This is a genomic window from Pseudomonas allokribbensis, assembly GCF_014863605.1.
Lineage (GTDB): Bacteria > Pseudomonadota > Gammaproteobacteria > Pseudomonadales > Pseudomonadaceae > Aquipseudomonas > Aquipseudomonas allokribbensis.
On record NZ_CP062252.1, the window covers coordinates 3,604,300 to 3,629,756 of the forward strand.

Annotated in this window: 34 protein-coding genes and 2 pseudogenes; 26 read left to right on the top strand and 10 right to left on the bottom strand. The window is 57.3% G+C overall.

Translation table 11 applies throughout. From position 1 onward, the window contains the following. Window positions 1–64: 64 nt before the first annotated feature. Complete coding sequence (locus tag IF199_RS16325) at window positions 65–346, top strand: hypothetical protein (protein WP_176504872.1); 282 nt, start codon at window positions 65–67, stop codon at window positions 344–346. Between the two features lie 3 nt (window positions 347–349). On the opposite strand, the gene IF199_RS16330 is transcribed toward IF199_RS16325, so the two are convergent. Together IF199_RS16330 and IF199_RS16335 are read right to left on the bottom strand one after the other, a co-directional pair. Beyond that, complete coding sequence (locus tag IF199_RS16330) at window positions 350–580, bottom strand: hypothetical protein (protein ID WP_096821535.1); 231 nt, start codon at window positions 578–580, stop codon at window positions 350–352. A 72-nt stretch (window positions 581–652) separates the two neighbouring features. Then, on the bottom strand, window positions 653–1,009 hold the full coding sequence (locus IF199_RS16335) for a hypothetical protein (protein ID WP_096821537.1): 357 nt from the start codon (window positions 1,007–1,009) through the stop codon (window positions 653–655). A gap of 211 nt (window positions 1,010–1,220) precedes the next feature. Between IF199_RS16335 and IF199_RS16340 the strand changes: the two genes are divergently transcribed. The 5 genes from IF199_RS16340 to ada all read left to right on the top strand — a co-directional run bounded on the left by IF199_RS16340 (window position 1,221) and on the right by ada (window position 4,358). Then, window positions 1,221–1,523 (top strand): DUF1883 domain-containing protein, encoded by a 303-nt coding sequence (locus IF199_RS16340; protein WP_007958929.1) that lies wholly within the window; start codon window positions 1,221–1,223, stop codon window positions 1,521–1,523. 28 nt (window positions 1,524–1,551) lie between these two features. Further along, window positions 1,552–1,728 (top strand): hypothetical protein, encoded by a 177-nt coding sequence (locus IF199_RS16345; RefSeq protein ID WP_169430549.1) that lies wholly within the window; start codon window positions 1,552–1,554, stop codon window positions 1,726–1,728. A 92-nt stretch (window positions 1,729–1,820) separates the two neighbouring features. After that, on the top strand, window positions 1,821–2,534 hold the full coding sequence (locus tag IF199_RS16350; RefSeq protein WP_425220322.1) for a 2OG-Fe(II) oxygenase: 714 nt from the start codon (window positions 1,821–1,823) through the stop codon (window positions 2,532–2,534). A gap of 5 nt (window positions 2,535–2,539) precedes the next feature. Further along, window positions 2,540–3,202 (top strand): DNA oxidative demethylase AlkB, encoded by a 663-nt coding sequence (gene alkB, locus IF199_RS16355; protein ID WP_192558109.1) that lies wholly within the window; start codon window positions 2,540–2,542, stop codon window positions 3,200–3,202. An 88-nt stretch (window positions 3,203–3,290) separates the two neighbouring features. Beyond that, entirely contained in the window at window positions 3,291–4,358 is a 1,068-nt protein-coding gene (gene ada / locus IF199_RS16360; protein ID WP_096821541.1) for a bifunctional DNA-binding transcriptional regulator/O6-methylguanine-DNA methyltransferase Ada, read from the top strand. Here the strand turns inward: ada and IF199_RS16365 are convergent. Next, window positions 4,355–4,813, bottom strand: a complete 459-nt coding sequence (locus tag IF199_RS16365; RefSeq protein ID WP_192558110.1) for a GyrI-like domain-containing protein — start codon at window positions 4,811–4,813, stop codon at window positions 4,355–4,357. The genes ada and IF199_RS16365 overlap by 4 nt on opposite strands. A gap of 60 nt (window positions 4,814–4,873) precedes the next feature. Then, entirely contained in the window at window positions 4,874–5,857 is a 984-nt protein-coding gene (gene acuI / locus IF199_RS16370) for an acrylyl-CoA reductase (NADPH) (protein WP_192558111.1), read from the bottom strand. A 179-nt stretch (window positions 5,858–6,036) separates the two neighbouring features. Here acuI and IF199_RS16375 point away from each other — a divergent pair, with 179 nt between their 5' ends. The 10 genes from IF199_RS16375 (at window position 6,037) to IF199_RS16420 (ending at window position 16,255) form a co-directional block, all read left to right on the top strand. Beyond that, complete coding sequence (locus IF199_RS16375; RefSeq protein WP_192558112.1) at window positions 6,037–8,481, top strand: autotransporter; 2,445 nt, start codon at window positions 6,037–6,039, stop codon at window positions 8,479–8,481. Window positions 8,482–8,589: 108 nt separating this feature from the next. Next, entirely contained in the window at window positions 8,590–9,651 is a 1,062-nt protein-coding gene (locus tag IF199_RS16380) for an NAD(P)H-dependent flavin oxidoreductase (protein WP_102622242.1), read from the top strand. 178 nt (window positions 9,652–9,829) lie between these two features. Further along, the gene (modA, locus tag IF199_RS16385) at window positions 9,830–10,585 is read left to right on the top strand and encodes a molybdate ABC transporter substrate-binding protein (RefSeq protein ID WP_096821549.1); all 756 of its coding nucleotides are present in this window, start codon (window positions 9,830–9,832) and stop codon (window positions 10,583–10,585) included. After that, a complete protein-coding gene (gene modB, locus IF199_RS16390; protein ID WP_096821551.1) occupies window positions 10,586–11,266 on the top strand; it encodes a molybdate ABC transporter permease subunit in 681 nt (226 codons plus the stop codon). Window positions 11,267–11,269: 3 nt separating this feature from the next. Continuing rightward, on the top strand, window positions 11,270–12,349 hold the full coding sequence (gene modC, locus IF199_RS16395; RefSeq protein WP_192558113.1) for a molybdenum ABC transporter ATP-binding protein: 1,080 nt from the start codon (window positions 11,270–11,272) through the stop codon (window positions 12,347–12,349). Window positions 12,350–12,421: 72 nt separating this feature from the next. After that, window positions 12,422–13,450, top strand: a complete 1,029-nt coding sequence (locus tag IF199_RS16400) for a DNA topoisomerase IB (protein WP_192558114.1) — start codon at window positions 12,422–12,424, stop codon at window positions 13,448–13,450. A 144-nt stretch (window positions 13,451–13,594) separates the two neighbouring features. After that, complete coding sequence (locus IF199_RS16405; protein ID WP_192558115.1) at window positions 13,595–15,232, top strand: ABC-F family ATP-binding cassette domain-containing protein; 1,638 nt, start codon at window positions 13,595–13,597, stop codon at window positions 15,230–15,232. Window positions 15,233–15,303: 71 nt separating this feature from the next. After that, on the top strand, window positions 15,304–15,534 hold the full coding sequence (locus IF199_RS16410; RefSeq protein ID WP_096821557.1) for a hypothetical protein: 231 nt from the start codon (window positions 15,304–15,306) through the stop codon (window positions 15,532–15,534). 120 nt (window positions 15,535–15,654) lie between these two features. Then, complete coding sequence (locus IF199_RS16415; protein WP_085730787.1) at window positions 15,655–15,885, top strand: hypothetical protein; 231 nt, start codon at window positions 15,655–15,657, stop codon at window positions 15,883–15,885. A gap of 85 nt (window positions 15,886–15,970) precedes the next feature. Further along, the gene (locus IF199_RS16420) at window positions 15,971–16,255 is read left to right on the top strand and encodes a hypothetical protein (protein WP_192558116.1); all 285 of its coding nucleotides are present in this window, start codon (window positions 15,971–15,973) and stop codon (window positions 16,253–16,255) included. 85 nt (window positions 16,256–16,340) lie between these two features. Here IF199_RS16420 and IF199_RS16425 read toward each other — a convergent pair whose 3' ends face one another. Then, window positions 16,341–16,634 (bottom strand): hypothetical protein, encoded by a 294-nt coding sequence (locus tag IF199_RS16425; RefSeq protein WP_192560960.1) that lies wholly within the window; start codon window positions 16,632–16,634, stop codon window positions 16,341–16,343. 465 nt (window positions 16,635–17,099) lie between these two features. Here IF199_RS16425 and IF199_RS16430 point away from each other — a divergent pair. Next, a pseudogene (locus IF199_RS16430) lies at window positions 17,100–17,316 on the top strand (SOS response-associated peptidase family protein); the annotation flags it as partial. Window positions 17,317–17,550: 234 nt separating this feature from the next. Here the strand turns inward: IF199_RS16430 and IF199_RS16440 are convergent. After that, window positions 17,551–18,183, bottom strand: a complete 633-nt coding sequence (locus IF199_RS16440) for a hypothetical protein (RefSeq protein ID WP_192558117.1) — start codon at window positions 18,181–18,183, stop codon at window positions 17,551–17,553. 87 nt (window positions 18,184–18,270) lie between these two features. Then, a complete protein-coding gene (locus IF199_RS16445) occupies window positions 18,271–18,486 on the bottom strand; it encodes a hypothetical protein (RefSeq protein WP_192558118.1) in 216 nt (71 codons plus the stop codon). Between the two features lie 98 nt (window positions 18,487–18,584). Between IF199_RS16445 and IF199_RS30400 the strand changes: the two genes are divergently transcribed. Together IF199_RS30400 and IF199_RS30405 are read left to right on the top strand one after the other, a co-directional pair. Continuing rightward, the gene (locus IF199_RS30400) at window positions 18,585–18,776 is read left to right on the top strand and encodes a hypothetical protein (RefSeq protein WP_244142393.1); all 192 of its coding nucleotides are present in this window, start codon (window positions 18,585–18,587) and stop codon (window positions 18,774–18,776) included. A 62-nt stretch (window positions 18,777–18,838) separates the two neighbouring features. Further along, the gene (locus tag IF199_RS30405) at window positions 18,839–19,255 is read left to right on the top strand and encodes a hypothetical protein (RefSeq protein WP_244142394.1); all 417 of its coding nucleotides are present in this window, start codon (window positions 18,839–18,841) and stop codon (window positions 19,253–19,255) included. An 18-nt stretch (window positions 19,256–19,273) separates the two neighbouring features. Here IF199_RS30405 and IF199_RS16455 read toward each other — a convergent pair whose 3' ends face one another. Continuing rightward, window positions 19,274–19,975 (bottom strand): DUF6602 domain-containing protein, encoded by a 702-nt coding sequence (locus IF199_RS16455; protein ID WP_192558119.1) that lies wholly within the window; start codon window positions 19,973–19,975, stop codon window positions 19,274–19,276. Window positions 19,976–20,137: 162 nt separating this feature from the next. Continuing rightward, on the bottom strand, window positions 20,138–20,995 hold the full coding sequence (locus IF199_RS16460; protein WP_192558120.1) for a hypothetical protein: 858 nt from the start codon (window positions 20,993–20,995) through the stop codon (window positions 20,138–20,140). Window positions 20,996–21,133: 138 nt separating this feature from the next. On the opposite strand from IF199_RS16460, the gene IF199_RS30500 reads away from it, so the two are divergent. Then, window positions 21,134–21,541: a DUF2786 domain-containing protein gene (locus IF199_RS30500; protein ID WP_341807549.1), complete on the top strand. Its 408-nt coding sequence runs from the start codon at window positions 21,134–21,136 to the stop codon at window positions 21,539–21,541. 218 nt (window positions 21,542–21,759) lie between these two features. Then, entirely contained in the window at window positions 21,760–21,921 is a 162-nt protein-coding gene (locus IF199_RS30505; RefSeq protein ID WP_341807550.1) for a hypothetical protein, read from the top strand. A gap of 35 nt (window positions 21,922–21,956) precedes the next feature. On the opposite strand, the gene IF199_RS16470 is transcribed toward IF199_RS30505, so the two are convergent. Beyond that, window positions 21,957–22,202, bottom strand: a complete 246-nt coding sequence (locus tag IF199_RS16470) for a hypothetical protein (protein WP_192558121.1) — start codon at window positions 22,200–22,202, stop codon at window positions 21,957–21,959. A 162-nt stretch (window positions 22,203–22,364) separates the two neighbouring features. Between IF199_RS16470 and IF199_RS30730 the strand changes: the two genes are divergently transcribed. The 5 genes and pseudogenes from IF199_RS30730 to IF199_RS16485 form a co-directional block, all read left to right on the top strand. After that, window positions 22,365–22,706 carry a phiTE_072 family protein gene (locus tag IF199_RS30730; RefSeq protein WP_482082702.1) on the top strand — a complete coding sequence of 114 codons (342 nt, stop codon included), beginning with the start codon at window positions 22,365–22,367 and terminating at the stop codon, window positions 22,704–22,706. Between the two features lie 612 nt (window positions 22,707–23,318). Then, window positions 23,319–23,441: a hypothetical protein gene (locus IF199_RS30470; protein WP_279612873.1), complete on the top strand. Its 123-nt coding sequence runs from the start codon at window positions 23,319–23,321 to the stop codon at window positions 23,439–23,441. A 96-nt stretch (window positions 23,442–23,537) separates the two neighbouring features. Next, window positions 23,538–23,810: a hypothetical protein gene (locus IF199_RS16475; protein ID WP_192558122.1), complete on the top strand. Its 273-nt coding sequence runs from the start codon at window positions 23,538–23,540 to the stop codon at window positions 23,808–23,810. A gap of 49 nt (window positions 23,811–23,859) precedes the next feature. Further along, on the top strand, window positions 23,860–24,171 hold the full coding sequence (locus tag IF199_RS16480; protein WP_192558123.1) for a hypothetical protein: 312 nt from the start codon (window positions 23,860–23,862) through the stop codon (window positions 24,169–24,171). Window positions 24,172–24,463: 292 nt separating this feature from the next. Continuing rightward, a pseudogene (locus IF199_RS16485) lies at window positions 24,464–25,437 on the top strand (tyrosine-type recombinase/integrase); the annotation flags it as partial. Window positions 25,438–25,457 lie beyond the last annotated feature (20 nt).

Sequence of the window (25,457 nt, forward strand, 5' to 3'; positions counted from 1 at the left end):
CCGGCGCTGTCATAGCGTCTAGCCCTCTCCTTCCGAAGACGACATCGCCATGAACACCCGTACGCTGCACCGCATGCTGCCCCTGTTAGCACTTCTGGCCCTGGCCGGCTGCGCCAGCTCTCAACCCACTTACCTGGACAACGGCGAGCAAGGGTTGAGCATCGATTGCTCCGGCGAGGCCAATTCCTGGGCAACCTGTTATGAAAAGGCTGACGCCTCCTGCGCCGGCACCGGCTATCGCATCGTCGGAACCGATGGCACACCGGCGTCCAAGGAAAGCGACAAAACGCTGGGTATCGATGTCGGCAACTACAAGAACCGTAGTGTCGTGGTGGTCTGCAAGTAAGTTTTACATGTGAATTTCGGCGAACTTGATCCCCAACCCGCGAACGACCTCAATCAGGTCATCCAGACGGCCAAACGATTCGACTTCGTCGTTTTCATCCACCAGAAAATAACTGCGCCCGGCGCTCTTCTTGAAAAACACGATCCATTCACCCGAATTCGCCGGGTTCTGAATCACATGGGTGGCCGCGATCAGCCCCTCTTTATGGCGCTCGCGCACCTGTTCTCGCTTCATGCACATCTCCAGAAATGACAATGCCGCCCAGGCGTGACCTGGACGGCATCAATACCGATGACTGATAGTTTATCAGCCGGAAATGCACACCGTGGCGGCATTGCGCACATCCCTTGGACGTATCGGCACGTTGGACATGCGCTCGTGCAACTTGATGCTGCTGCCGCCGGAGCGGTCCTCAATGTCAAACACCGCTGCCGGGCCGGACGACAACTTCCCTGGCACGATCACCCGAACCCCGTCCTTGTGCGGCTCCATTTGCAGGGCCCCGCGGCTTTGCGCCAGCTTGTCGGCCAGACACTGTGCGTACTCGTGGGGTTTCTTGCCGGAAATGACGCTCATGGTCGGCAGTGTTTCATTGATTTCCGAAACACTTGCGCAACCACCCATCGCCAATGCCAACGGCACAAAGACCACACCCCACTTCATACAGAATCTCCTATAAAGACCCTCGGACAGCGTGAATGCCGTTTTTCTCCGAGGCTCATTGCATTTAACGCACATGAAATCGCGAATAACTGTTTTTAATTGTCAAAGCGGCGCCCGACGGCCGGATAATAACCTGTCCGGGCTGATAAACTGCGCCAATCGACCCTGCTATCGTTTTGATTTTGTAGAAAAAGCCCTTCTGGAGGCGCCCATGAAATTTATTCACCAGCGCGAGCACCTCAACGAAGACGACATCGTCGTCATCCAGTGCTCACAAACCTGCAACATCCGTCTGATGAACGACGCCAACTTCCGCAGCTTCAAGAACGGCGGCCGTCACACCTATCACGGCGGCGCGTTCGACACCTTTCCGGCCCGCATCACCGCGCCGAGCACCGGGTTCTGGAACATCACCATCGACACCGTCAACCGCCGTGCGATCAGCGTGACCCGCAAGCCGACCCTGACGCACTCGATCAAGATCATCCGTCGCTCCAGCTCGAAACTCAGCTGATCGGCTCCTTCAACGCAATCAGGTAAGCATGACCGTGGCCCAAACGACCAAATACGTCATCAAGTACAAACTGAACGGCGAGCGCCGCTTCGAATTCGCCCAGCTGGAAAACGGCACGCCGGAAGAAGCCAAGGCTGCGCTGGATGCCCTGCACGGCCAGAGCGAAGACGTGATCAGCGACATCAGCGTCAGCAAGGCGTTGTAAGACGCGGGTGACAATTCGACCGCAAGCGCCGGAGTGTTCCGGCCTGGCGGGCTGCCTAGACTGATCACCTGGACGCAAGCCAAGGAATCAGTATGCCGATGTCACCCGACTCTCCCCTCGACGCGCTCGACTGGGTCGCACTGGAACAACAGCTGGATCAGGACGGCTGCGCCATCATCCGTTCGCTGTTGCGCCCGCAAACCTGTGATCGCCTGAGTGCGCTGTACCCGCAAAGCGAACCGTTCCGCTCACAGGTGATCATGGCCCGCCACGGTTTCGGTCGCGGCGAATACAAGTATCTGCGCTACCCGTTGCCTCCATTGGTGGAGCGCCTGCGCAATGCGCTTTATCCGCGCCTTGTTCCCCTGGCCAATCGCTGGCATGAACGAATGGGCTTGCCGCAACGTTTTCCACCCCTGCACAGCGAGTTTCTTGCGCGCTGTCATGCCGCCGGTCAACTGCGGCCAACCCCGCTCTTGCTGCAATACGGCCCACAGGACTACAACTGTTTGCATCAGGACCTGTACGGCGAACACGTCTTCCCGCTGCAAGTCGCGATTCTTCTGTCAGAACCTGGCGAGGACTTCAGCGGCGGTGAGTTCGTCCTGACCGAACAACGCCCGAGAATGCAGTCTCGCCCACTGGTGATGGACCTGAAGAAAGGCGACGCGCTGATCTTTGCCGTCAACCAACGCCCGGTCAAAGGCGTGCGCGGCGACTATCGGGTCACCATGCGCCATGGCGTCAGCCGCCTGCACAGCGGAAAACGGCATACTCTGGGCATCATTTTTCACGACGCTACCTGACCATCATGCACACCCACTTCGATCTGTTCGCCGACACCGAATCCGAGCAGCCCCGACGCGCTGAGCAGATCGGCGAACAATCCTGGGTGCTGCGCGGCTTCGCCCTTCCCCGTATCGAACAATTATTGCCGGCTCTGAAATCGGTCATCGAACGCGCCCCGTTGCGACACATGATGACACCCGGCGGCTTCAGCATGTCAGTAGCCACCAGCAGTTGCGGAGCGCTTGGCTGGATCACCGACCGCAGCGGTTACCGTTACTCGGTCGATGACCCTCTCAGCCACCAGTCTTGGCCGGAGATGCCCGAAGTCTTTCGCGACCTGGCGCAGACAGCGGCGAAGCAAGTCGGATTTTCCGATTTCATACCGGACTCCTGCCTGATCAACCGTTATGTCCCCGGCGCGAAAATGTCTTTGCATCAGGACAAGGACGAACATTCCTACACTGCACCGATCGTTTCTCTGTCATTGGGTTTGCCCGCGATGTTCCTGTTCGGTGGTTTCGCCGGCAGCGACAGGAGCCAGCGCATTCCACTGCTGCACGGCGACATGGTGATCTGGGGTGGCGTTGATCGGCTGCGCTACCACGGCGTCCTGCCGGTCAAGTACGGCCGGCATCCGCAGTTGGGCGAACAGCGTTTCAACCTGACGTTTCGCACCGCCGGATAACCGCGCAAAGTTTGACCGCAAGGGCCGGAGTGTTACGGTTGGCGGCACTGGTTAACCTGAAATTCAACAGGTCAACGGACTCTCCATCATGAAAACGCTTTCGACCCCGCTGAACATTGAAGACGATCCACGCTGGTCCGCCGTCGTCGCCCGCGACCCACGGGCGGACGGTCAATTTGTCTACGCAGTGAAAACCACTGGCATCTATTGCCGTCCTAGCAGCCTGGCGCGTTTGCCTAAGCCGCAGAATGTCGAATTCTTCGACACCGCCGAAGAGGCCGAGGCAGCGGGTTATCGCCCCAGCAAACGGGCGAGCAAGGATCAAAGCGACGTGGCCGCGCAACATGCCGCAACGGTAGCCGCTGCGTGCCGACAGATCGAAACCGCCGAAACCCTGCCAGCGCTCAACGAACTGGCGGATGCCGCCGGCCTGAGCTCATTCCATTTCCATCGGGTATTCAAAGCCGCCACCGGCCTGACGCCCAAAGGGTACGCCGCCGCGCACCGCTCACGCAGAGTGCGGCAACGGTTGGCGGATGGCGACTCGGTAACCGACGCGTTGTACGACGCCGGCTTCAACTCCAACAGCCGTTTCTATGAAGCCGCCGACCAGTTGCTGGGCATGAAACCCGGCGACTTCCGGGCCGCCGGGCAAAACAACGACATTCGTTTTGCGGTCGGCCAATGCTCGCTCGGCGCCATTCTGGTGGCACAGAGTGATCGAGGAATTTGCGCGATTCTGTTGGGAGACGATCCCCATCAACTGGTCTGCGACCTGCAGGATCAATTTCGCCGGGCCAACCTGATCGGAGCCGACGCCGAGTTCGAACAACTGATCGCCCACGTCGTCGGCTTCATCGAAGCACCGGCCATCGGTCTCGATCTGCCACTGGATGTACGGGGCACCGCGTTTCAGGAACGGGTCTGGCAGGCGCTGCGCGAAATACCGGTTGGCAGCACCGCCAGTTATGCCGACATCGCCCAGCGCATCGGCTCGCCCAAAGCGGTTCGGGCCGTTGCCCAGGCCTGCGGCGCCAACAGCCTCGCGGTGGCGATCCCTTGCCATCGCGTGGTCCGCAGCGACGGCAACCTTTCGGGCTATCGCTGGGGCGTGGAGCGCAAGCGTGAGTTGTTGTCCCGGGAAACGCAGCCTTAGCGGATGCCGATGTAAATCGACACTGACTCGGGGCCGAAATAGGCCTCGAAGTCAGTGGCGTAACGTCGCTGAATCTGCGGATTGGCTTCGAAGTGTTTCCAGATCCGGCCCCAAGTGGCAATGACCGCATCGGGCAATGCGCCATGTCCCTGGAACACCAGATACTCACCGCTTTCGATCCGAATGGTTTCGAAATCCGTCTGCGGATTGACGACGGCAACACCCGCCGTCACATCGAATGCCCCCGAAGCATCCGATTCATAGGCCGAGTACACCCCGTAAATCGGCGACTCGGTCAACTTGCCGGGAATGACCTCCGCCAGGTTCTTGCCGAAGAATTGCCCCCACATCGGGCCGATTTTCGCGGTTTCGGCCTTGTGTTCTGCGGCGTTGGTGGTTCGAACGCGCAAGCCTGAGACCGTGAACGACTCAACGTGCTGTTGTTGTAGATCCATCGAAGTGCCACTCCCTTTTTTGAAGTGCGGCCCGGCAGGTCCGCGATGGCGCTTAATGTGTCAGCGATTAACATCCACGACAACCCGTCCGCGCAGCTGCCCGGCGAGCAACTTCGGGGCCGCTTCGATGGCTTCGCTGAGACCGATTTCGTGGCTGATCAGCGGCAACAGGGAAAAATCCAGATCCTTGGCCAGACGTTCCCAGGCCTCGATTCGACGCGCTTTGGGCTGGGTCACGCTGTTGATTCCGGCCAGCGTCACACCACGCAAGATGAAAGGCGCCACCGACGCCGGGAAATCCATGCCCTGAGCCAGACCGCACGCCGCGACAGTGCCCTCGGCGCGGGTGCTGGCGCAGGCGTTGGCCAATGTGTGGCTGCCGACCGAATCGATGACCGCCGCCCAACGCTCCTTCGCCAGTGGCTTGCCGGGCCCGGACAAGGTCGCACGATCAATGATTTCGCTGGCGCCCAATTGCTGCAGATACTCATGCTCCGACACCCGGCCGGTAGATGCCACCACGCGATAGCCAAGCTTGTGCAACAAGGCGATTGCAAAGCTGCCGACCCCACCATTGGCACCGGTAACCAATACTTCGCCCTGCTCCGGCGTCACGCCATTACGCTCCAGCGCCATGATGCACAGCATCGCCGTGTAGCCCGCCGTGCCAATGGCCATGGCTTGCGCGGCGGAAAACGCCTTGGGCAGTGGAATCAGCCAGTCGCCGTTGAGTCGGGCTTTCTGGGCCAGACCGCCCCAGTGATTTTCACCCACGCCCCAACCGTTGAGCAGCACCTGATCGCCAGTCTTATAGTCGGGATGCGAACTGACTTCGACCGTACCCGCCAGATCGATCCCCGGCACCATCGGAAATTTGCGCACCACCGGGCTGCTGCCGGTAATCGCCAGCCCGTCCTTGAAGTTGAGCGTGCTGTACGCGACTTGCACCGTCACATCGCCTTCAGGCAACTGCTGCTCGTCGATTTTCTGCAAGCTGGCGCGATAACCGCTGTCGTCTTTGTCGATCAGAATGCCGTTGAACATGATTGCCTCTCAGGAAATGAATTCAGGATCTCGTGGCATTCAAATAGCACAATGCAACATTTTGCCCCACTCGACCTTCCGCCAATCGCTGAAACCGCCGGATGATTCCGGATCGGCCGGCTATGCTCTTTCGACGGCTTCCACTTATCCCCGAGAAGCCCTTGTCGATGGAGCTGACAATGTCCCGCGCCCGCCCTTTTCTTGCCTGGCTGATGCTCTGTCTGTTGGCATTCAATACCGCTTGGGCGGCGCCTGCGGCCAAGACGGCAGACGCCACTGCCGTTGAGCCGACATGGCCGCAAGTCATCACCAGCGGCAAGTCAAAACTCACCGTGTATCAGCCACAGCTCGACAGCTGGGACGGCTACACCTTGCAGGCCCGCGCCGCCGTAGAAGCAACCGATGCTGCCGGCAAGTCGACTTATGGCATCGTCCAGTTCAGCGCTCACACGCTGGTCGACAAGACCACTCGCTGGGTCATGCTCGACCAGTACAAAATCATCAAGGCCGATTTCCCCGCAGACGCCAGCCAGGCAGAGATGTGGATCACGACACTGCAAAACGATGCGGCCAAGCGCAAGAAAACCATTTCACTCGATCAATTGGAGGCCGCCGTTGGCGTACTGACCGCCGAACAGAAAGCCGACACCGCGCCCCTGGAAAACACGCCACCGACCATCCTCAGCTCGGACGTGCCGGCCTTGCTTGTCTATATCGACGGTGAGGCTGCGTATCGCCAGGTCGACGGCACCGGATTGCAACGGGTGATCAACACCCGTCCTCTGCTGCTCAAGGACGCCCAGGGCAAACATTATCTGCATGTGTTCGATGGCTGGATGGTTGCCGATCAATTGACGGGGCCCTACGCCCTGCTCTCATCGCCTCCAGCGGATCTGGAGAAAGCCAAGAAAGCGGCGATCGAGAGCCGGCAGGTGGATCTGCTCACCGGGCAAAGCGATCCGAAGGACAAAGTGCCGAGCCTGGCCAAACCGCCGCAGCCAAAGATCTTCGTGGCCACGACCCCGACCGAACTGATCGTCACCGACGGTGCGCCACAGTGGCAGCCGATCCAGGGAACGCAATTGCTGTATGTCAGCAACACCACCGGGCACATCTTCAAGGAAATCGGCGACCAGAACAGTTATGTGCTGATCTCCGGCCGCTGGTTCCGCGCCGGTGACATGAACGGCCCGTGGACATTTACCCCGGCGGACAAACTGCCAGCAGACTTCGCCAACATCCCCGACGACAGTCCGAAAGAAAACGTCAAAGCCTCGGTCGCCGGGACGCCACAGGCCAAGGAAGCAGCCATTGCCGCCACCATTCCGCAGACGTCGGCAATCAAGAAAAGCGCGGTAAAAATGACGGCGCCACAATTTGACGGTGAGCCTCAACTCAAAGCCATCAGCGGGACCCCGCTTCAATATGTGATCAACAGCGCCACGCCGATCATCCGGGTCGACAACAACAGTTGGTACGCCGTGGAGAACGGCATCTGGTTCGTCGCCACGGCAGTGACCGGGCCATGGACCGTCGCCAGCTCAGTGCCAGCGGTGATTTATTCGATTCCGCCGAACTCGCCGATGCACTACCTCACTTACGTCAAAGTCTATGAGTCCAGTGGTGACACGGTCGTCGTCGGCTATACCCCGGGCTATCAGGGCTCGACGCTGGATCCGGCGACCGGCGTTGTGGTCTACGGCACCGGCTATCCGTACACGCCATGGGTTGGCAGCGTCTGGTATGGACCTCCGGTGACTTACGGCTTTGGCGTCGCCATTCGCTACACGCCGTGGACTGGCTGGACCTTCGGCTTCGGGTTCGGCTGGAGCTGGGGCGGCAGCACTGCCGCCATGGGCTGGGGCTGGGGCGCCTATCCATGGTGGGGCAATTACGGATGGGGTTACGCGTGGGGGCCGCACCTGTATCCGGCGCCATTGGCCTGGGGCGGCGCAGCCTACGGTTATCACGGTGGCGCCGTGGCCTGGGGCCCGGGCGGCTGGGCCGGTACTACCGGCAACATCTACCGGCAATGGGGTGATCGGGCGACCGTCAGCCGCTATGGCGCAGGCTACAACGCCTGGACCGGCAACCGCTGGGCTGGCCAGGTCGGTTCCTCCTACAACTCACGGACCGGGATTGCGACCGCTGGCCAGCGTGGGGCGGTACACAATGTCTACACCGGCAACTATGCAACTGGCCGCAGCGGTGAAGTGGTCGGGCCGAACGGCGGTGCGATTGCCGGGGGCCGGGTGACGGCAGGCAACGCTCGCAATGGCACTCAGGTAACGGCCAATCGTGGCGCCGTTTACAACCCGAACACCGGCAATACCACGCAATACGGCGGGATTCACGGACGCAACAGCGGCGCCGCGCGGGTTGGCGACAATGTTTACGCCGGGCATGACGGCAACGTCTACAAGAAAACCGATGACGGCTGGCAGTCGATGGTCAAGGGGGGCGCAACCCGCGCACCGGCCAACAACAATGCTCAGTTACAGAACCTCAATCGCGACTCCGCGGCGCGTAACGTTGGCAATCAGCGTCTGAACAACTTCCACAACTCTTCGCAGTTCATGAACCATTCATTCGGCGGAGGGGGCGGTGGACTTCATCGACGCTGACCCGAATCCCGCGAGGCTACAAATCTCGGCTGGCCCTGCACCCGGTTTTGCTGGTAAAAAAACCGGCTTCAGCTTCCCTGCCCTGCTTTGTCCTTCGGAGTCTTTTCCATGAACCAATGGCCAGATACGCGCATTCTTGACCTGCTCGGCATCGAATTGCCGATCATCCAGGGCCCGATGGCCGGTGCCACCAACTCGTCGATGGTCATTGCCGTGTGCAACGCGGGCGGTTTGGGATCAATGCCGGCAGCGATGTTGAGCATCGAGCAATTGCGCGAAGAACTGAAGGCCATCCGCCAGGGCACTGACAAACCTTTCAACGTCAACTTCTTCTGCCACCAGCCACCGGCCGCCGATGAACAGCGGGCGCGGGACTGGAAGAATCTGCTGGAGCCCTACTACCGCGAACTGGGTGCCGACTTCGATGCGCCGACGCCGGTATCCAACCGAGCGCCGTTTGATGTGGCGGCTTGCGAAGTGCTGGAAGAGTTTCGCCCTGAGGTGGTGAGTTTCCACTTCGGCCTGCCGGAAAAGTCCCTGCTGAACCGGGTCAAGGCCACCGGTGCGAAAATCCTGTCTTCGGCCACCAACGTCGATGAAGCCATCTGGCTGGAACAGAACGGTTGTGACGCGATCATCGCCATGGGCTACGAAGCCGGAGGCCATCGGGGCATGTTCCTCAGCGATGACCTGAGCAGCCAGGTCGGAACCTTTGCCCTCGTTCCGCAAATCGTCGACGCGGTCAAAGTGCCGGTGATTGCTGCCGGTGCGATCGCCGATGCACGAGGCGTTGCAGCGGCGTTCATGCTCGGTGCATCTGCTGCTCAGGTCGGAACGGCTTATCTGTTTACACCAGAGGCCAAAGTCAGTGCCTCTCATCACAAGGCGCTGCGCACGGCGAAAGACAGTGAGACCGCTATCACCAACCTGTTTACCGGGCGCCCGGCACGGGGAATTCTGAATCGAGTGATGCGTGAAGTGGGGCCGATGTCGGACAAAGCGCCGGCGTTTCCTTTGGCCGGCGGTGCCCTGATGCCATTGCGCGCCAAGGATGAGGCTGACTTCAGCAATCTCTGGGCCGGTCAGGCGTTTACGTTGGGCAAGGAGTTGAGCAGTGCTGAATTGACTCGGCAACTGGCCGAAGGAGCGCTCGCGAAACTGGCTCGGTAAAAAAGCACGGCAGACTGAGGGATTTCATGCCCTCACCTGCCTGCCTGAAACCAGCACTTTCCGTTTAGAGGTATTTCGCTATATATTCAGCTATATAGCGATTCACCCCCTCGCATCGGCGCAGTCTACCCCTCCAACAATAACTGCCCACTGCACTTGCCAACAACGGAGCTGTTACATGACCATTCGTGCCTCACGTTTTGCCCCTGCCCTGCTCGCGGTATTCGCCATCGGCGCCGCTCAGGCCGACGAAGTGCAAGTCGCCGTCGCGGCCAACTTCACTGCACCGATCCAGGCGATCGCCGCCGATTTCGAAAAAGACACCGGGCACAAACTGGTCGCGGCCTATGGCGCCACCGGGCAGTTCTACACCCAGATCAAGAACGGCGCGCCGTTCGAAGTGTTCCTCTCGGCTGACGACACCACCCCTGAGAAACTGGAAAAAGAAGGCGACACCGTCAAGGGCTCGCGCTTCACCTACGCCATCGGCACCCTGGCGCTATGGTCGGCCAAAGAAGGTTATGTCGACGCCAAAGGCGACGTTCTGAAGAAAAACGAATACCAACACCTTTCCATCGCCAACCCGAAAGCTGCGCCTTACGGCCTGGCTGCCACCCAGGTGCTGGAAAAGCTGAAATTGACTGATGCAACCAAAGCCAAAATCGTCGAAGGCCAGAACATCACTCAGGCTTATCAGTTCGTTTCCACCGGCAACGCTGAACTGGGCTTCGTTGCTCTCTCGCAGATCTACAAGGACGGCAAGGTCAGCAGCGGCTCGGCGTGGATCGTTCCGGCGAGCATGCACGACCCGATCAAACAGGACGCCGTCATCCTGAACAAAGGCAAGGACAACGCCGCTGCCAAGGCGCTGGTTGAATACCTCAAAGGCCCAAAAGCCGCTGCGGTGATCAAGTCCTACGGTTATCAGCTGTAAATGTCGCTGACGAGTGCCGATTTCGCGGCGATCTGGCTGACCCTGAAACTGGCGTCCCTGACCACCGCGATCCTGCTGGTCATCGGCACTCCGATTGCCCTGTGGCTGTCGCGCAGCCAGTCCTGGCTGCGCGGCCCCATCGGGGCGATTGTCGCCCTGCCCCTGGTGCTGCCGCCGACCGTCATCGGTTTTTATCTGTTGCTCGCACTCGGGCCTAATGGCTTTCTTGGGCATTTCACCCAGTGGCTGGGGCTCGGCACACTGACGTTCAGTTTCACCGGACTGGTCATCGGCTCGGTGCTCTATTCCATGCCCTTTGTGGTGCAGCCGTTGCAAAACGCTTTTTCCGCCATCGGCACTCGCCCCCTGGAAGTGGCGGCCACCTTGCGCGCCAATCCATGGGACACTTTTTTCAGCGTCATCCTGCCGCTCGCACGTCCCGGTTTCATTACGGCGGCGATCCTGGGTTTCGCCCATACCGTCGGCGAATTCGGCGTTGTACTGATGATCGGCGGCAATATTCCCGACAAGACCCGGGTGGTCTCGGTACAAATCTACGACCACGTCGAAGCCATGGAATACTCACAAGCACATTGGCTCGCCGGTGCGATGCTGGTGTTTTCGTTTCTGGTGTTGCTGGCGCTCTATTCCAGCCGCAAGTCGCGCGCAGGCTGGAGTTGATCGATGATTGAAGCACGCTTGAAACTCGCTTACTCCGGCTTCGGCCTGGATGTTGACCTGCACCTGCCCGGTCGTGGCGTGACCGCATTGTTCGGACAATCTGGCTCAGGCAAGACCACCTGCCTGCGTTGCATTGCCGGACTGGAACGGGCTTCGCACGCCTTTGTGCAAATCAACGACGAAATCTGGCAGGACAGCGAGAAAGGCATTTTCGTCCCGCCGCACAAACGTGCGCTCGGCTATGTCTTTCAGGAAGCGAGCCTGTTTCCGCACCTCTCGGTGCTGGCCAATCTGCAATTCGGCCTCAAGCGGATTGCCAGGAGTCAACGCCGGGTCGACATGGCACAGGCCACCGAACTGTTGGGAATCGGCCATTTACTGGAGCGTCATCCGCAGCATTTATCCGGTGGTGAACGTCAGCGTGTCGGCATCGCTCGGGCGCTCTTGACCAGTCCGAAACTGTTGCTGATGGACGAGCCGCTCGCGGCCCTCGACAGTCAGCGCAAAAGCGAAATCCTGCCTTACCTGCAACGGCTGCACGACGAACTCGATATCCCGGTTCTGTATGTCAGTCATGCCCAGGACGAAGTCGCGCGCCTGGCCGACCACCTGGTGCTGCTCGACAACGGCAAAGCGCTGGCCAGCGGTCCGATCGGCGAAACCCTCGCTCGCCTGGATCTGCCACTGGCAATGGGCGATGACGCCGGAGTGGTGATCGAGGGGCAGGTTATCTCCTACGATCACAACTACCAATTGCTCTGCCTGCAATTGCCCGACACGTTACTGAGCATTCGTGTGACCCACTCCCCCATGGAAGTCGGTCAGACGCTGCGCTGCAAAGTGCAGGCTCGCGATATCAGCCTGACCCTGCAAAACACTGAGCACAGCAGCATCCTCAATCGCCTGCCGGTCACGGTGGCCAGCGAAATGCCTGCCGACAATGCCGCTCATGTGCTGATCCGCCTTGATGCGGGCGGCACGCCTCTGCTGGCAAGAATCACCCGGTATTCGCGGGACCAGTTGGGCGTGCATGCGGGTCAACAATTGTGGGCACAGATCAAGGCTGTCGCGGTTCTGGCTTGAATCGGTCGGCACGACTGTCATGGCATGCGGTCAATCGCTGTAACAGCCTGATTGCCGCCAAGGATTCCCGCCATGCCCGATACCGCGCTGACCGATGTGTTGCCTTCGGACCTGCATTACGTCGATGACACCCAGCCCGGGCTCACCCGCAAAAAGCTGCGCGGCAAGTTCTGCTACTTCGACACAGCTGGTCAGCGCATCAGTGATCCTGACGAAATCAAACGCATCAACGCGCTGGCCGTGCCGCCGGCTTACACCGATGTCTGGATCTGCGCAGACCCTCGCGGCCACCTGCAAGCCACCGGTCGCGATGCTCGCGGGCGCAAACAGTACCGTTATCACCCGCGCTGGCGCGAGGTCCGTGATGCCGACAAATACTCGCGACTGCGCGAGTTCGGCATGGCGCTACCAAAACTCCGCAAACAGCTGGAAACACTGTTGGCGGCACCTAGGTTCAGTCGCGACAAAGTCATGGCCACGGTGATCACACTGCTCGATGCCACGCTGATCCGCGTCGGCAATACGCAATACGCACGGGACAACCGGTCGTACGGACTGACCACCCTGCGCAGCCGACATGTCGAGGTCAACGGCAGCGCGATCCTGTTCCAGTTTCGCGGCAAAAGCGGTGTCGAACATCAGATCACGGTAAAGGACCGACGCCTGGCGCGGATCATCAAGCGCTGCCTGGAAATCCCGGGGCAGAATCTGTTCCAGTATCTGGATGAACATGGCGAGCGGCACACCGTCAGCTCTTCAGACGTCAACACCTACCTGCAAACTCTGACCGGTGCGGACTTCACCGCCAAGGACTACCGGACCTGGGCCGGTAGCGCCCTCGCCCTGGCGGTGTTACGGGAGTTGCAATGGGAATCGGAAGCCGAAGCCAAGCGGCATGTGGTGGAGATGGTCAAGGGTGTGGCGCGACAACTGGGCAACACACCGGCGGTGTGCCGCAAATGTTATATCCATCCGGCCGTGGTGGAGCATTTCATGCTGGGCGCACTGGCCGAGCTGCCAAAACCACGGATCCGCAAAGGTCTGCGCAAAGAAGAAGTCGCCTTGGCGCTGTTCCTTGAACGCATGTCTGACATGGCTTGAAGCCGTCGGACGTCTCGACTAGGCTAACGAACTTCCCCACCAAAGGACGACCGCAGAAAGTGAACAACTAAGCCTTCAAAAATGTAATCGCGACACGCCTTCAAAGGCGCCTGTCAGTGTTCCCGACATTTTTTGGAGGTGCCGATGACTCACGTCTCGCGTACGCCTGCCCTCGTCTCCCTGAATCAGCTGGGTTTCCAGTTCGCCAACGGCGAGATGATTTTCGATGCACTCAATTTGAAGTTTGATCACACGCCGACCGCCATCGTTGGACGCAACGGTGTTGGCAAAAGCGTACTAGCGCGCCTGATCGCCGGACAATGGCAACCCACCACCGGCAGCGTGACGCGCGCCGTGACAACAACCTACGTGGCGCAAACCTGTGTTGCGGCGCCCGGCGAGACGGTCGCCGAGACCACCGGCAGCGCCTCCATTCTTCAGGCTCTGGAGCGAATGAACCGGGGCTGTGGATCAGTCGAGGATTTCGACCTCATTGGCGAACAATGGGATTTGGCGGAGCGCTTGCGGCGCTTGCTCGATGACGCCGGGCTGGCCGAGGTCGCATTCACTGACTTGACCGAACAACTCAGTGGCGGTCAGCAAGCACGAGTCGCACTGATCGGCGCGTTTTTGAGTCAAGCCCCGTTGCTGGTTCTTGATGAGCCGACTAACCATCTGGATTCATCGGGACGGCAATGGCTGATGAATTCACTGGAGCGCTGGCACACCGGGTTGATCGTCGTCAGCCATGATCGGCAATTGCTCGACCGGATGCAGCGGATCGTCGAGTTGGGCGCGTCTGGGGCTATCGAATTCGGCGGTAATTACTCGGCATTCCGCGAGCATCAGCGAATTCATCAAGCAGCGGCCCAAGCGCGCCTTGACCAAGCCAGAAGCGAACGTCAGCGCGAGCGCCTTCGATTACGGCGTGAACATGACACGATACAGCGCCACGCCGCCAACTCGAGACGCAACGCCGAAACCGCCAACATTGCCAGTTTCGAATACGTGGCGATAAAGGGCGCCGCCCGGGAAATCATGGGGCATGTCCGTCTGGGACATCAGGCCCGCAAGTCCGCACTCGATGCCCAGGTGCGGGAGGCTTACGCCAAGGTGCAACCCGAGGACAGCGTGCTTATCAACTTGCCGGGGAGCGCGGTGCCGAACAACCGTCAGATTTGCACGCTGATTGACGCTCGGCTGCCATGGTTGCCGAACGATGCACTGACGAGCCGGCTGAATCTCACGATCCACGGCCCGATGCGGATCGCTGTCAGCGGCCCCAACGGTTGCGGGAAAACAACCCTGCTGAAGGTGCTCGCCGGGCAGCTTGCGCCTGTCGACGGGGTCGCCGCGACTCACGTGCCATTCGCGTTTCTTGATCAGCAATTGGCCCTACTGGACGATCACCGTTCCATCACCGAACAGCTGATGATGCAGGGGGCTGCGCTGACCGAGAGCACCCTGCGCAGCTATCTCGCCCACTTGCAACTGGATGCGAGCCGCGCCACGGGATGTTGCGCCTCATTGAGCGGTGGCGAACGCCTGAAAGCCGCACTGGCGCTGGCATTGTGGAGAGCGGACCCCGCGCAACTGTTGTTGCTGGACGAGCCGACCAATCATCTGGATCTGCCCTCGGTGGAAGCTTTCGAACAGGCCTTGCAGACATTTCCGGGAGCTATAGTCGCGGTTTCACACGACCGGAATTTCCTCAAGGCATTGAATCCGACTCACCATCTGAACTGGCACCGCTCTGGCTGGGTACTTCAACCGACGAACTGACCTGCCTATTTTTTGCACGATTTGTCAGGCCTTCTATAGTTGATCTGACACGAATCAACTGCGGTGACGCCATGGAAGACATATTCGTCGTGAAGCGTTGCAACAAGATCATCATTCACGGTCGCCGCGCTGGAGAAAGTCTCCATGAACCCGCCGAAGCCACCGGTTGGTACCGCATCAGTGACACGCGTACCGGCGGCTTCATCGGGGATGGCTACGATCTGGAAGAGGACGCCCGGCGAGAATGCCTGCGACTCAACGCCGCCAGCTCGCGGGTGACTGTCAGTGAGTCTTCCGGCTGATAGCTGTCATTTACGGGTCTATACTCAAACCAGCTGAAGGAGCAGCGCCCCAACGGCAGAGAGCTCGCGCTTCGCGGGCTTTTTGCTGCCTCAGAGCGGTTTCCTGAACGGAGGTGTTCCATGTCCGAAAGAGAGTCCATCACCACTCTCCTCACCTTGCTCGATGCCCGGGAGGCGCGCCTCGCTGCGGCCTGCAAAGAGATCGCCGACTGGGTCGATCATCAAGGCGGGCACCCGACCGCCCTGCGCATTCGCGATCGTTTGAACGACATCGAAAAGGATGCTCCGCTGATTCGCAGCACCCTGTCGTCGCTCAAACCTGTCGACCGGCCGCTGCCACGCTTCAGGTGACCCGCTGATTGGCGCAATGCTGCAAAAAAGAACGTCCTTGGTGGTGAGAGGTCAAACCCTCTACACGTCACCAAGGAGGCGTCTCATGGTCATTCACTTCAAAGTCGACGGGCATCTGGCCTGTGGTCACAAGGGTAACAACCTCTCCTCCAGCAACGAACTCAACCGAGTGAAGTGCCGCAGCTGTCGCAATACCGACGCGTACAAGGATGCGCGCAAAGATCAGCGCAATGCAGCTCGGCGCGCCGCTCGTCACTCCAGCGCTGCGCATACGGCGTCCGACTGGCGCTCGGAGTGGATCGAGCGCTTGACCGCGATGGCCGGACTACAGCGCTTGCCTAGAGGGTTTACCGGGCAAGCATTCGTCTGAACAAAAAATGGGCCGATTGAATCGGCCCATTTTGCGGTTCGCTAAACGCCCTTGCGACCCAAGCCCCGACATGGAGCAACCCGGCTCACTTCGTTTCTTTCACCTGGCAAACCCCATTGGCCTTGTTCTTGCCGGTGTATGAAACATCAGGTGAGCCGTCGGGCATGATCGTCAACGAGATGGTCACCCCGCTGCCTTTGGCTTCAAAGGCGTTATCGTTGAATTTCTTCAATTTCCCCTCTTTACCGTTGATATAGATCGGGCCGCCCTTGTCAGCATGGACCTCGATATTTCCAGGGCATGTTGCATTCAGTAACGGGATGCCGGCTTGAGCAACGGCGTAAGGCATCAGCAAAACACTCAGCAGCAGTCGCTTCATCATCATTGTCCTGTGTAGGGTTGAGCCAGAAAGAAACACTAGCTCACTTCGTTCGCAATCACTGAATAGTACGTCTGGAATAGAAAGGAAAAAGTGTTGGCTGCGAGGGGAAAGGCTGAGAGGGATTTTTCCATTACGGAAAAACAAAAGAGCCTGCATGAGAAATCTCATGCAGGCTCTTGATATTCATGGTGCCCGAAGCCGGAATCGAACCGGCACGCCCTTACGAGCGGGGGATTTTAAGTACTACGTCATAATCTGGCGGGCTGCGGCTTTGAGACTGTTTTCCGGGGCGCAATTTCACCTGATTCACTCCCATTTGGGAGTCAGCGACGTTCTGCACCTGCCCTGTGTGCCTCGATCGATTTGGCGCGCAAGATGACTGCCAGACCTGCGCCGGAAAAGGTTTGGTGACAGAGCCGGCACCAGCGGGTCTACGCTGAAAGCTCATGCGAGGATCTGGCAATGTGCGGACGACTTTCCCAGTACAGCCAGTACAGCGGCATTCACCACTTCGTGGCAGCGCTCAGCATGCCGAACGCCCTGATCAACTCAACCGGCGGGCAGACTCTCGAGCGGTACAACGCCGCCCCGACCGCTCAGCTTGCCCTCTTCCATCAGGAAGGCCAAGTTCCTGCAGCCCGACATGGTTCGTTGGGGGTGGCGCCCGCATTGGGCCAGGCTCGGCACCCGGCAGAAACTTGACGAACTGATGGCCTGGAACGGCATCGAGGAGATGAGCGAGGTGGTGCAGAACCTGATTTGAACGCTCATGCGCTTGGACCGACGCTGTCGTTCCAAGCGATGGAAAGTCTGCGCCACAAAGTGCGGATAAGCGAAAAGGTGGCGCGGATATTTCGGAATGAGAGCTCGGCTGAGTTGAAGCGGGATCCGGGCGATGAAATTATCGGGCCGCTCAACTAACGCCTTCGCGCCCTCCCCGATCGAGTAATGCAACGGCGATGCTCGTCATGGTCAGATAATGCTTTACTTGTTGAATGTCTACTTGCTCCTTGTCGCCAATGACATTCCAGTCGCTTAATCGCAAGCAAATAGACCAAGCAAAGTCAGCCCCCACCTTCATTTCGGTCAACATGTAAACTTGACCAGGATCAAGATCTGTGATCTGAATTGAACGCAGTGCCTCAATATGCGGTGGCCACTTCATCTGCCATTGATTACCGAGATATGGATTGATGGTGTCCTCGCCGAAATCATGGACAGCGTTGAAAAGCGTGCTATGCAGCAGACGGAGTTGTTCTTGTTGATTTTTGGCGAGCAGAAGAAGAATTTGACGCAGTCTTTCACTGCGATTTCGATCTTTCTTGGCTTCATGAAAATATGGAAAGAAAGCAGCTCCAGCGATAGCCAATATCGAACCGATTGCCTGCATCCAAGCGGCAGCTGCCACACTTGCTGGAGTTGTTAAAACTCCCGATTTAGCGGCGGAACTCATAAGCAACCAGGACACCGGAACGCACAACAGAATCACCCACACCAGTCTGATTGCGAATGGTGCACTGTCGATCATCGCTTTGCGAATACTCATTGCCTTCCTATTTATCCAGCTAGATACCGGCTCCCGTAATACCCCAACCCAAACCAAATTGCCACCATCGGTCACGGAGGGCGACGCCTACCTGGAAGAGCTTTCGAAGCTACCCGATAGAAACGGTGATCCGCCGCGGCCCTTCTTTTTCTTGCGCTTTTTCACCGTCTTCGATCCTAAAGCTCTTTTCATCGCAGCCTTCACAACCTCTTCCGGCGTCAGCTCTATGCCGTCTGCCGCAGCTTGTGCCTTCGCCGTATCGAGACCATTGATGAACCGCTGGGTTCGTTTATCGAATGCCATTTTCACCCCCTGAACCGGCTCCATGCCGGGCCGAACACAAATACCCCACTTATACGAATCACGCCAGCCGGCGAGGCAACCAGCTGTCTGGAGCAATTATGAATCCCTACCTGATCACGGGCCCGGCCCAGATCGGCATCAGCGGTGGCCGCACCAGCGGGCACATGGTCTACAAAATCATCGAGGCGCATGGCGGAGTTCTGCCGCCGGACGTTCACCTGTTCTTCCAGAACACCGGCAAGGAGCGCGAGGAAACGCTGGTTTTCATCGATCAGATCGCCAAACGCTAGAACGTGAACATCGTCTGGATGGAGTGGTGCCGCGTGTACGGCCAGCCGGATGACGCGCCCTGATGCAAGCTGGTGGACTTCGAAACGGCCAGCCGAAGCGCTACCTCCGAATGATGGCCGCCAATGATCGCGGCGGCACCCGCTGGGACAACGTCTGCCCATCCTTCACGGCCGGCATCACCAAGGAGGATGTCAGTGCCTCCTGGGCGGACCAGCCGTTCGACCTCGGCATGGACTCAGACTTCGGCAACTGCGACCTGTGCAGGAAGAAGAACGAAGGCAAGTTGATCAAGACCATCATGGATGACCCGTCGCGGGTAATCTGGTGGTCAGGCACTGAAGAGCGGTTCGGCCAGGTGGTCCGACAGGATCGCGCCGATTACAAAACGATGGGCTGGTCTGCCGATCAACGATCACGGCAGACCGACTTCGATTTTGACTATCTTGCAGAAGATATTGATTGCTTCTGCGGCGATTGATGATTGTGCTGAGAAGTTTCAACTTCCAACAGTTGCCAGCCATGGTTTAGGATTGTAGTCAGCTCTAGAATTAGCTGTTTCACCTATATTTTCTAAAAGCCAACCTATGAACATACTAATCCCCACATCATAATCTTCGAACTTCATAAATTCTGGAAATTTTGGACTATACAATCCAACCCCATCGACGAAAACGATGTTTGAACTGCGCGATATATTTTTATCCGCCCGACACCTTTCGGCCAAAGTCGCCAACCTCGACTGAAAACCAAACAAACAGCAAACTGGATAGAACATCTTTCCGTTTTCGAGCTTGCCCGCTTGCGACATTTTCAAACCGACTCCATTCCCGGGATTCAAACTCCAAAGCAGTTCTGAAAATTGCTTCAGACCTCTATCATCAACAGTACTTTTTACTTCCAACACACGCAACACCGAATCAAAAGGATAAATGCCACGACCATCGATTTCCAAAATCGGTGGCATTGTTCGCTTATCGTATATTAAAATATCAACTTGCGGACTTTGTCGACCCCAGAGATCTATGATTACGCCAGATCCAACTCCAAATTGAACTGGCAAAAAAAGCTGTATTAACTCTTTTACGAACGTTTCTCGAAGACTCCCTTTTTCGCCGTTGTGATCCAACCCTCCAGTTGCTAGGAACATCGTCCGCAGCTCTTGCACCTTGGCTCGGAATAGTCTTTGGAACAGCGCCATATCACACCCACTTTCTGCTTGATTACTTTACTTCTTACCTACATCGATAAATCACGCCAGCCGGCGAGGATCCCCATATGGAGATCACTTGCGGCTCGGTCTGCCCCGGCAGCATAAAATCGAGCATGGGAGCCACAATCTGAACGAGCTCAACGGTTACAATTAATCATTTTTCGAGCCTCGATAATAGTCAGCCATAAGATTTGAGACATATCCATGGTGTTTAAGAAAGGAGAAATCCCATTCTCGAACAATCTCTCTTGTTTTACCTCCGCGAACGAAACACATGCTTGAAAATAGAATCCTCTCATTTGGCATCAACGTATCTCTAGCGATCTTCATATAACTACTTTTTAAATCATACGAGATGTTAGCGTCATGCACTAAGTGAACAACCCTTGCAGTTCGCAAGTAAAAACCGTTTCTAATATCACCTTTGATCAGAGTTCGAATGTGCGACTTTGTCTCCCTCAACTGAGCTCGCCATGCTAGATCGTCAAGACGCTTCCGCTGCGACTGAAGCAACTTTGCTAAAGCGGCAATTTTGGTAACCGCATCTGCCTTATCGGACTGCTTAACGCGAAAATGGTCTTCGCAGTATTTTTCTACTCGATCAAGCAACTGAAAAAAAGTATTTTCAAATTTTTCCACCTCCATAATGCTTTGCTGCGAGGCCATAAAAGTGGTCGTCTTTCTGGCTTCGACAGTTTGTATTAACGTCGTTCTAAGCAAAACCAATAGTGCCAAAAAACTTAGGACGGGATTGATCAGCCCTCCAAAAAAATCACCTATTTGACCTATATTATTCTCAAAATTAAGTTTCCTCCCATAAAGAATTACGAAAGACAACAATACGACCGCCGCTACTACTAAGGCCATCCAAACCATTAAAGCATTATTGATCGGAGGAATCTCCTCAGTCACACCCGGAACATTTCGCTCACAAACAAATTGATATATACTGTAAGCAGTTATAAGCAGAACAAACACCGCCACTACAATTAAAATATACTCCCTCACTTCACATCCTTTTTAATCAAATTATTATGACCTGCACTGAAATTTTCGCCTGAACGCCATTTTTTTGCCACTATAACTTTTTGATCTTGGGTTTAATGCTCTCGCCTCAAGGGCTGAACCTAAGAAGCGAGGTTCCCCATGTCCGCACAACAGTTCGACGAAAAGAAACTCGAGCGAGCGATTCGCAAGATCAAACACTGCCTGGCACTGGCGCAAAGCGAGAACGAGAACGAGAACGAGAACGAAGCTGCCACGGCGTTGCGCCAGCCTCAGGCATTGATGCGTGAGTATCAGCTGACAGATATGGACGTGAAGTTGAGCGACGTCGGCGAAGTTGAGTCGGACCTGTACCGCGCCAAACGGCGGCCATGGGATCAGCAGCTAAGCATCGCCGTAGCGGCTGCATTCAACTGCACGACCCTGCGCCGCAGAAAGTGGAGTTCTGTAAAGGGTCAGGTGATCGAGTGCGCGACGTTCGTCGGCGTTTCTCTTACTCAGAACATCGCCCTGTATGCGTATGAATCACTGCACACTAAGCTCACCTAGGCTCGCAAAGAGTAATGCTCTGCTGTCAGGTCTGGAGTACGCCGCAATGACTACTCGCCCGAAACCGCCGGCAACCATTTTGCATTGGCTTGGGCATGGGAGGTCCAGTCGAAGCTGGAAGCGCTTGTGCCTCAGACCGATGATGATCCGCTCGGCCAGCCCGCCACCGGACGAGACATCGTCTTGATTCCGGCGCAGGACAAGGCATTGATCAGCGAATGCTCACCACCAAAGACATCAAAGAGTCATGGAAAAGCAAGGGCGTCGAATTGGATATGAACGCCCAGATCGCCGGCATGCTCGCAGGAAGCAAGGTCGAACTACACGCCGGCATTGCACGCGGTGGCAAAGATACTCTCGCCCTATCAGCAAGCATCTGATCCATCCGACCCGCCCCTATGACGCTCAGGCGTAGTTAGGTGTCGAGTAGGTTGTGGTTGTTGATGTCGACCGGAGTGATCCAAGGGTTTTCTTCCCTTTCAATACGCATAGCCAAATATCCCCTGGTGCGGCCTACGTGAAATCGCTGGCCTAACTCCTTCATTTGATCAATCAACGCAGTTTGGACGCCATAACGACCGCACTTCGAACAGTCCCTTTCTACCAAAGTGCCACCGAAACCCAATGGTTTATCTTCCGAGCTGCAGATCAGACACGTCATTTTCAGCACTCCTTGTGAATGACCATTCAACTGTAGCTGATCCCTCGCCAACTTCCATCGCTCGGGCATTCCCCGGCATAGGACGCCTCGTGCCCACAGAAAACAAACCGTCCGATGAGCGCTCGACAGTCACGAAGCTGGTGATCACCGGCGCGCCGCGGCTTGACTCGATCACAGTGTTCCTCGAGGACTTCGGCCAGCGCGCTGTTCCTATGGACGCCCATCCGAACTACGAGCCCCCCCCAAGGGAAGATCACGATCAACTGCCGGGACAAAAGCTGGAGAGCCTACTGGGGCGGCATGGGACCGTGCAACGTGGCGGACTTTGTCGCCGACTGCGGCTGGGACTACGTCCTGAACTGCCTGGATCGTTGGATCAGCAGCACGCGGGAAAGCGGGAAAGCGGGAAAGCGCTCCATTAACTCGCGAAAAAGTGCATTGTCCAACGGCGCCGCCAACAGACCGGCCGTCACGACTGGGAGCTGGATGAGCTGGATGAGCTGAGCAAGGATGAGGCCCGTGAGCTTTGGCACGACATCAATGCTTTGCGCAGCGTCGAGTCACCGAACGAATGCTTGCATCACTGCAAGTTGCAGACCGAACTTTTCGATGATGAGTGGCACTACCCCGTCGGCGACAAGGCTGTCAAGGAAACCACGAATTCACATATCTGCGCCGCGTTGTCGAGGCGGTCCAGCAAGCGCTGCGTCAGGAAAAGTTAAACCTGATAGTAGTCGGCGAGCAAATATCCTCATAAATCTCACAGGCCCGACGAACGGTACAAGAAAAACACCAAATAGGGCCCTTTCGCGTCTCATTACATAAGTGTGTGGATCATTCCATTACTCAATGAACGTAAGAGAGGTGCTCTTTGATGATACGTAAATGCGTGTGTCGTTGCTGTAACGTCAAACCGGAAGAAGAAAGCAATCAGCTCATTTTCTCCGGCATAGTCTTCGCTTCAATCATTGCGGCTATCGCACACCATTTTGGTGTTTGGTCTTTCTGCTGAAGCGAAGTGACTCGTATAAACGTTTTACCGCAGGCGGCCTTCTGGCCGCCTGCGGCTTCCCCTCCCCCCTTCAAAGTCAGCCGCTATAGCGGCAAGGACCCCTTATGCTCGATGCAAAAATCCACCACTCACTGATCACACTCACTGCAAGCCAGATGGCGAAGCTGCTCGTCATGCGCAAGGGGCTTGAATTCGACTACTTCTACACGTTCACCGATGATGGGTAGGACAGAAATATCGACAATGCTTTTCTGTCCGCTGCACCAGGCGAAGTACTCGACACCCTGTTCGACGAAAACGAGCATGACGACGCCATCAACGAAGTGCGTTATGAGCCTGAGGAAGTTCGCGGCATCGCTTCTTGGTGCCACCACAGTTGGGGGCGCAACTACGAGGTCGATGTGAGGGCCTTCATCCTACCCGATGGCCGTGCTCTTGCCTTTTGTGAGATGAGCGGCGGCGGCAAACACGGCGAGCCAGATGCGTACCCCTGGGTTGAAGAGGCAAAATTCATCAAGGTCTCCGGGGTCGGAGAGCACGTCATTAAGACTTACAAGTTCGAGGATATTCCAGAAGCCTCAGAGGTGACGCCATGATTGCCCTCGCCTGGTTCACCTACGTCTACTGCTATAAAATCCGGCGTCCATGAGCCGCCCGGTCAACGTCCGCACCGAGGAACTGGCCGGCCCGGTGCTGGATTGGGCAATCAACGCGATCGAGGGTGAGCAGCAGCCCGGCGCGGCCCAACTGGATCTGTTCGCCGTGCCCGACGCAGAGCAACTGATCGAGAAGTACGGCGTCTGGGTCGATGTCGGCCACCGGAACTTGTGGCTGGCCGACGCAACGAACGATCCATTCAACCGCCAGCCCGGCGAAACCCGAACCATCGCAGTTTTCCGCGCCGTGGTCTTCGCCAAGCTCGGCGCCACGGTCAAAGTCCCCGCCGAACTCCTCTAATAGTTAATCACTACCGAATAACCACTTTCTGCCGCCGAGCGCGGCTAGGAAAGCTCATGAACATTCAATTTTTATCGCACGAAGAGGTTTGCGAGATGACCGGCGCGCGGACCAAGGCAGGGCAGATCCTGAACCTGAAGTAAAACGGAATCCGGCACTCAATCAAACGCAATGGCTGGCCAGCGGTGACAACTCTGGCAGTCACAACCGTCGGTAGCTACGAAGCTGAAAACCAGTATGGCCGCCAAGAAAGGCCAGTTGAGATGGGACGAAACCAAGCAAGCCAGGCTCCATAGCTCGGCTGAGAGAGCGCAAGAAGGCCAGCGGCCGCATCTACTATTACTACGACACCGGAGGAAAGGACCGCAAAGAGATCGCACTGGGCAGCGACTAAGGCCTGGCAATCATGGAATACGCCAAGCAGGAGCGTGACCGGACAGCCGCTGACCTGGTCGCCGAGGTCGTCACGTTCCGATACGTCGCAGAAAAGTACATGGTCGACGTAGTGCCCACCAAGGCGAAAAGCACCCAGAAAGACAATGCCCGCGAGCTGAAGAACTTGATGGCGCTCTTCGACGTTCCGCCGGATCCGCTGGAAACAATCCAGCCCCTGCGCGTGCGCCAGTACCTTACCTGGCGAAGATCCGCCCCCGTCTGCGCAAACCGTGAGAAAGCCCTGCTCAGTGCGATCTGGAATTACGCCCGGGACAAAGGCTATACCCCGCTTGCCAACCCTTGCTCAGGCATCAAGGGCAACAAAGAAGCTGGGCGAGCCACCTAAATCGAAGACGAACTGTTCAAACGCGTCTACGACAACGCTGACCCAGGGTTGCAAGATGCAATGGACCTGGGCTACCTGAGCGGCCAAAGGGTCACAGACACCGCGTGATGAACGAGCGGGACGTCCGGGATAGTCAGATCTGGGTTCTTCAGGGGAAAACGAAGGCCAAAAGGCGCATCGAGGTAATTGGTGAGCTGAAAGTTTTGATTGATCGAATCATGGCCAAGAAAGCTGGGCACAAGGTCCGCTCGACGCGGCTGATCGTGACAGAGGATGGCACGGAGGCGATGTTTCGGAGGCGGTTTGATGTGGCCCAGGAGGCCGCTGGAGTCGAAAAGGCCGAGTTCCAAATGCGTGACTTAAGCGCCAAGGCCGGTACCGACAAAGCGGAATCGAGTGGTGATATCATGCAGGCCAAGGATCAACTTGTGCATACTACTGTTGTGATGACCGAGCAGTACATTCGGAATCGCAAGGGCAAAAAGTCATGCCACGAAGTGAATTG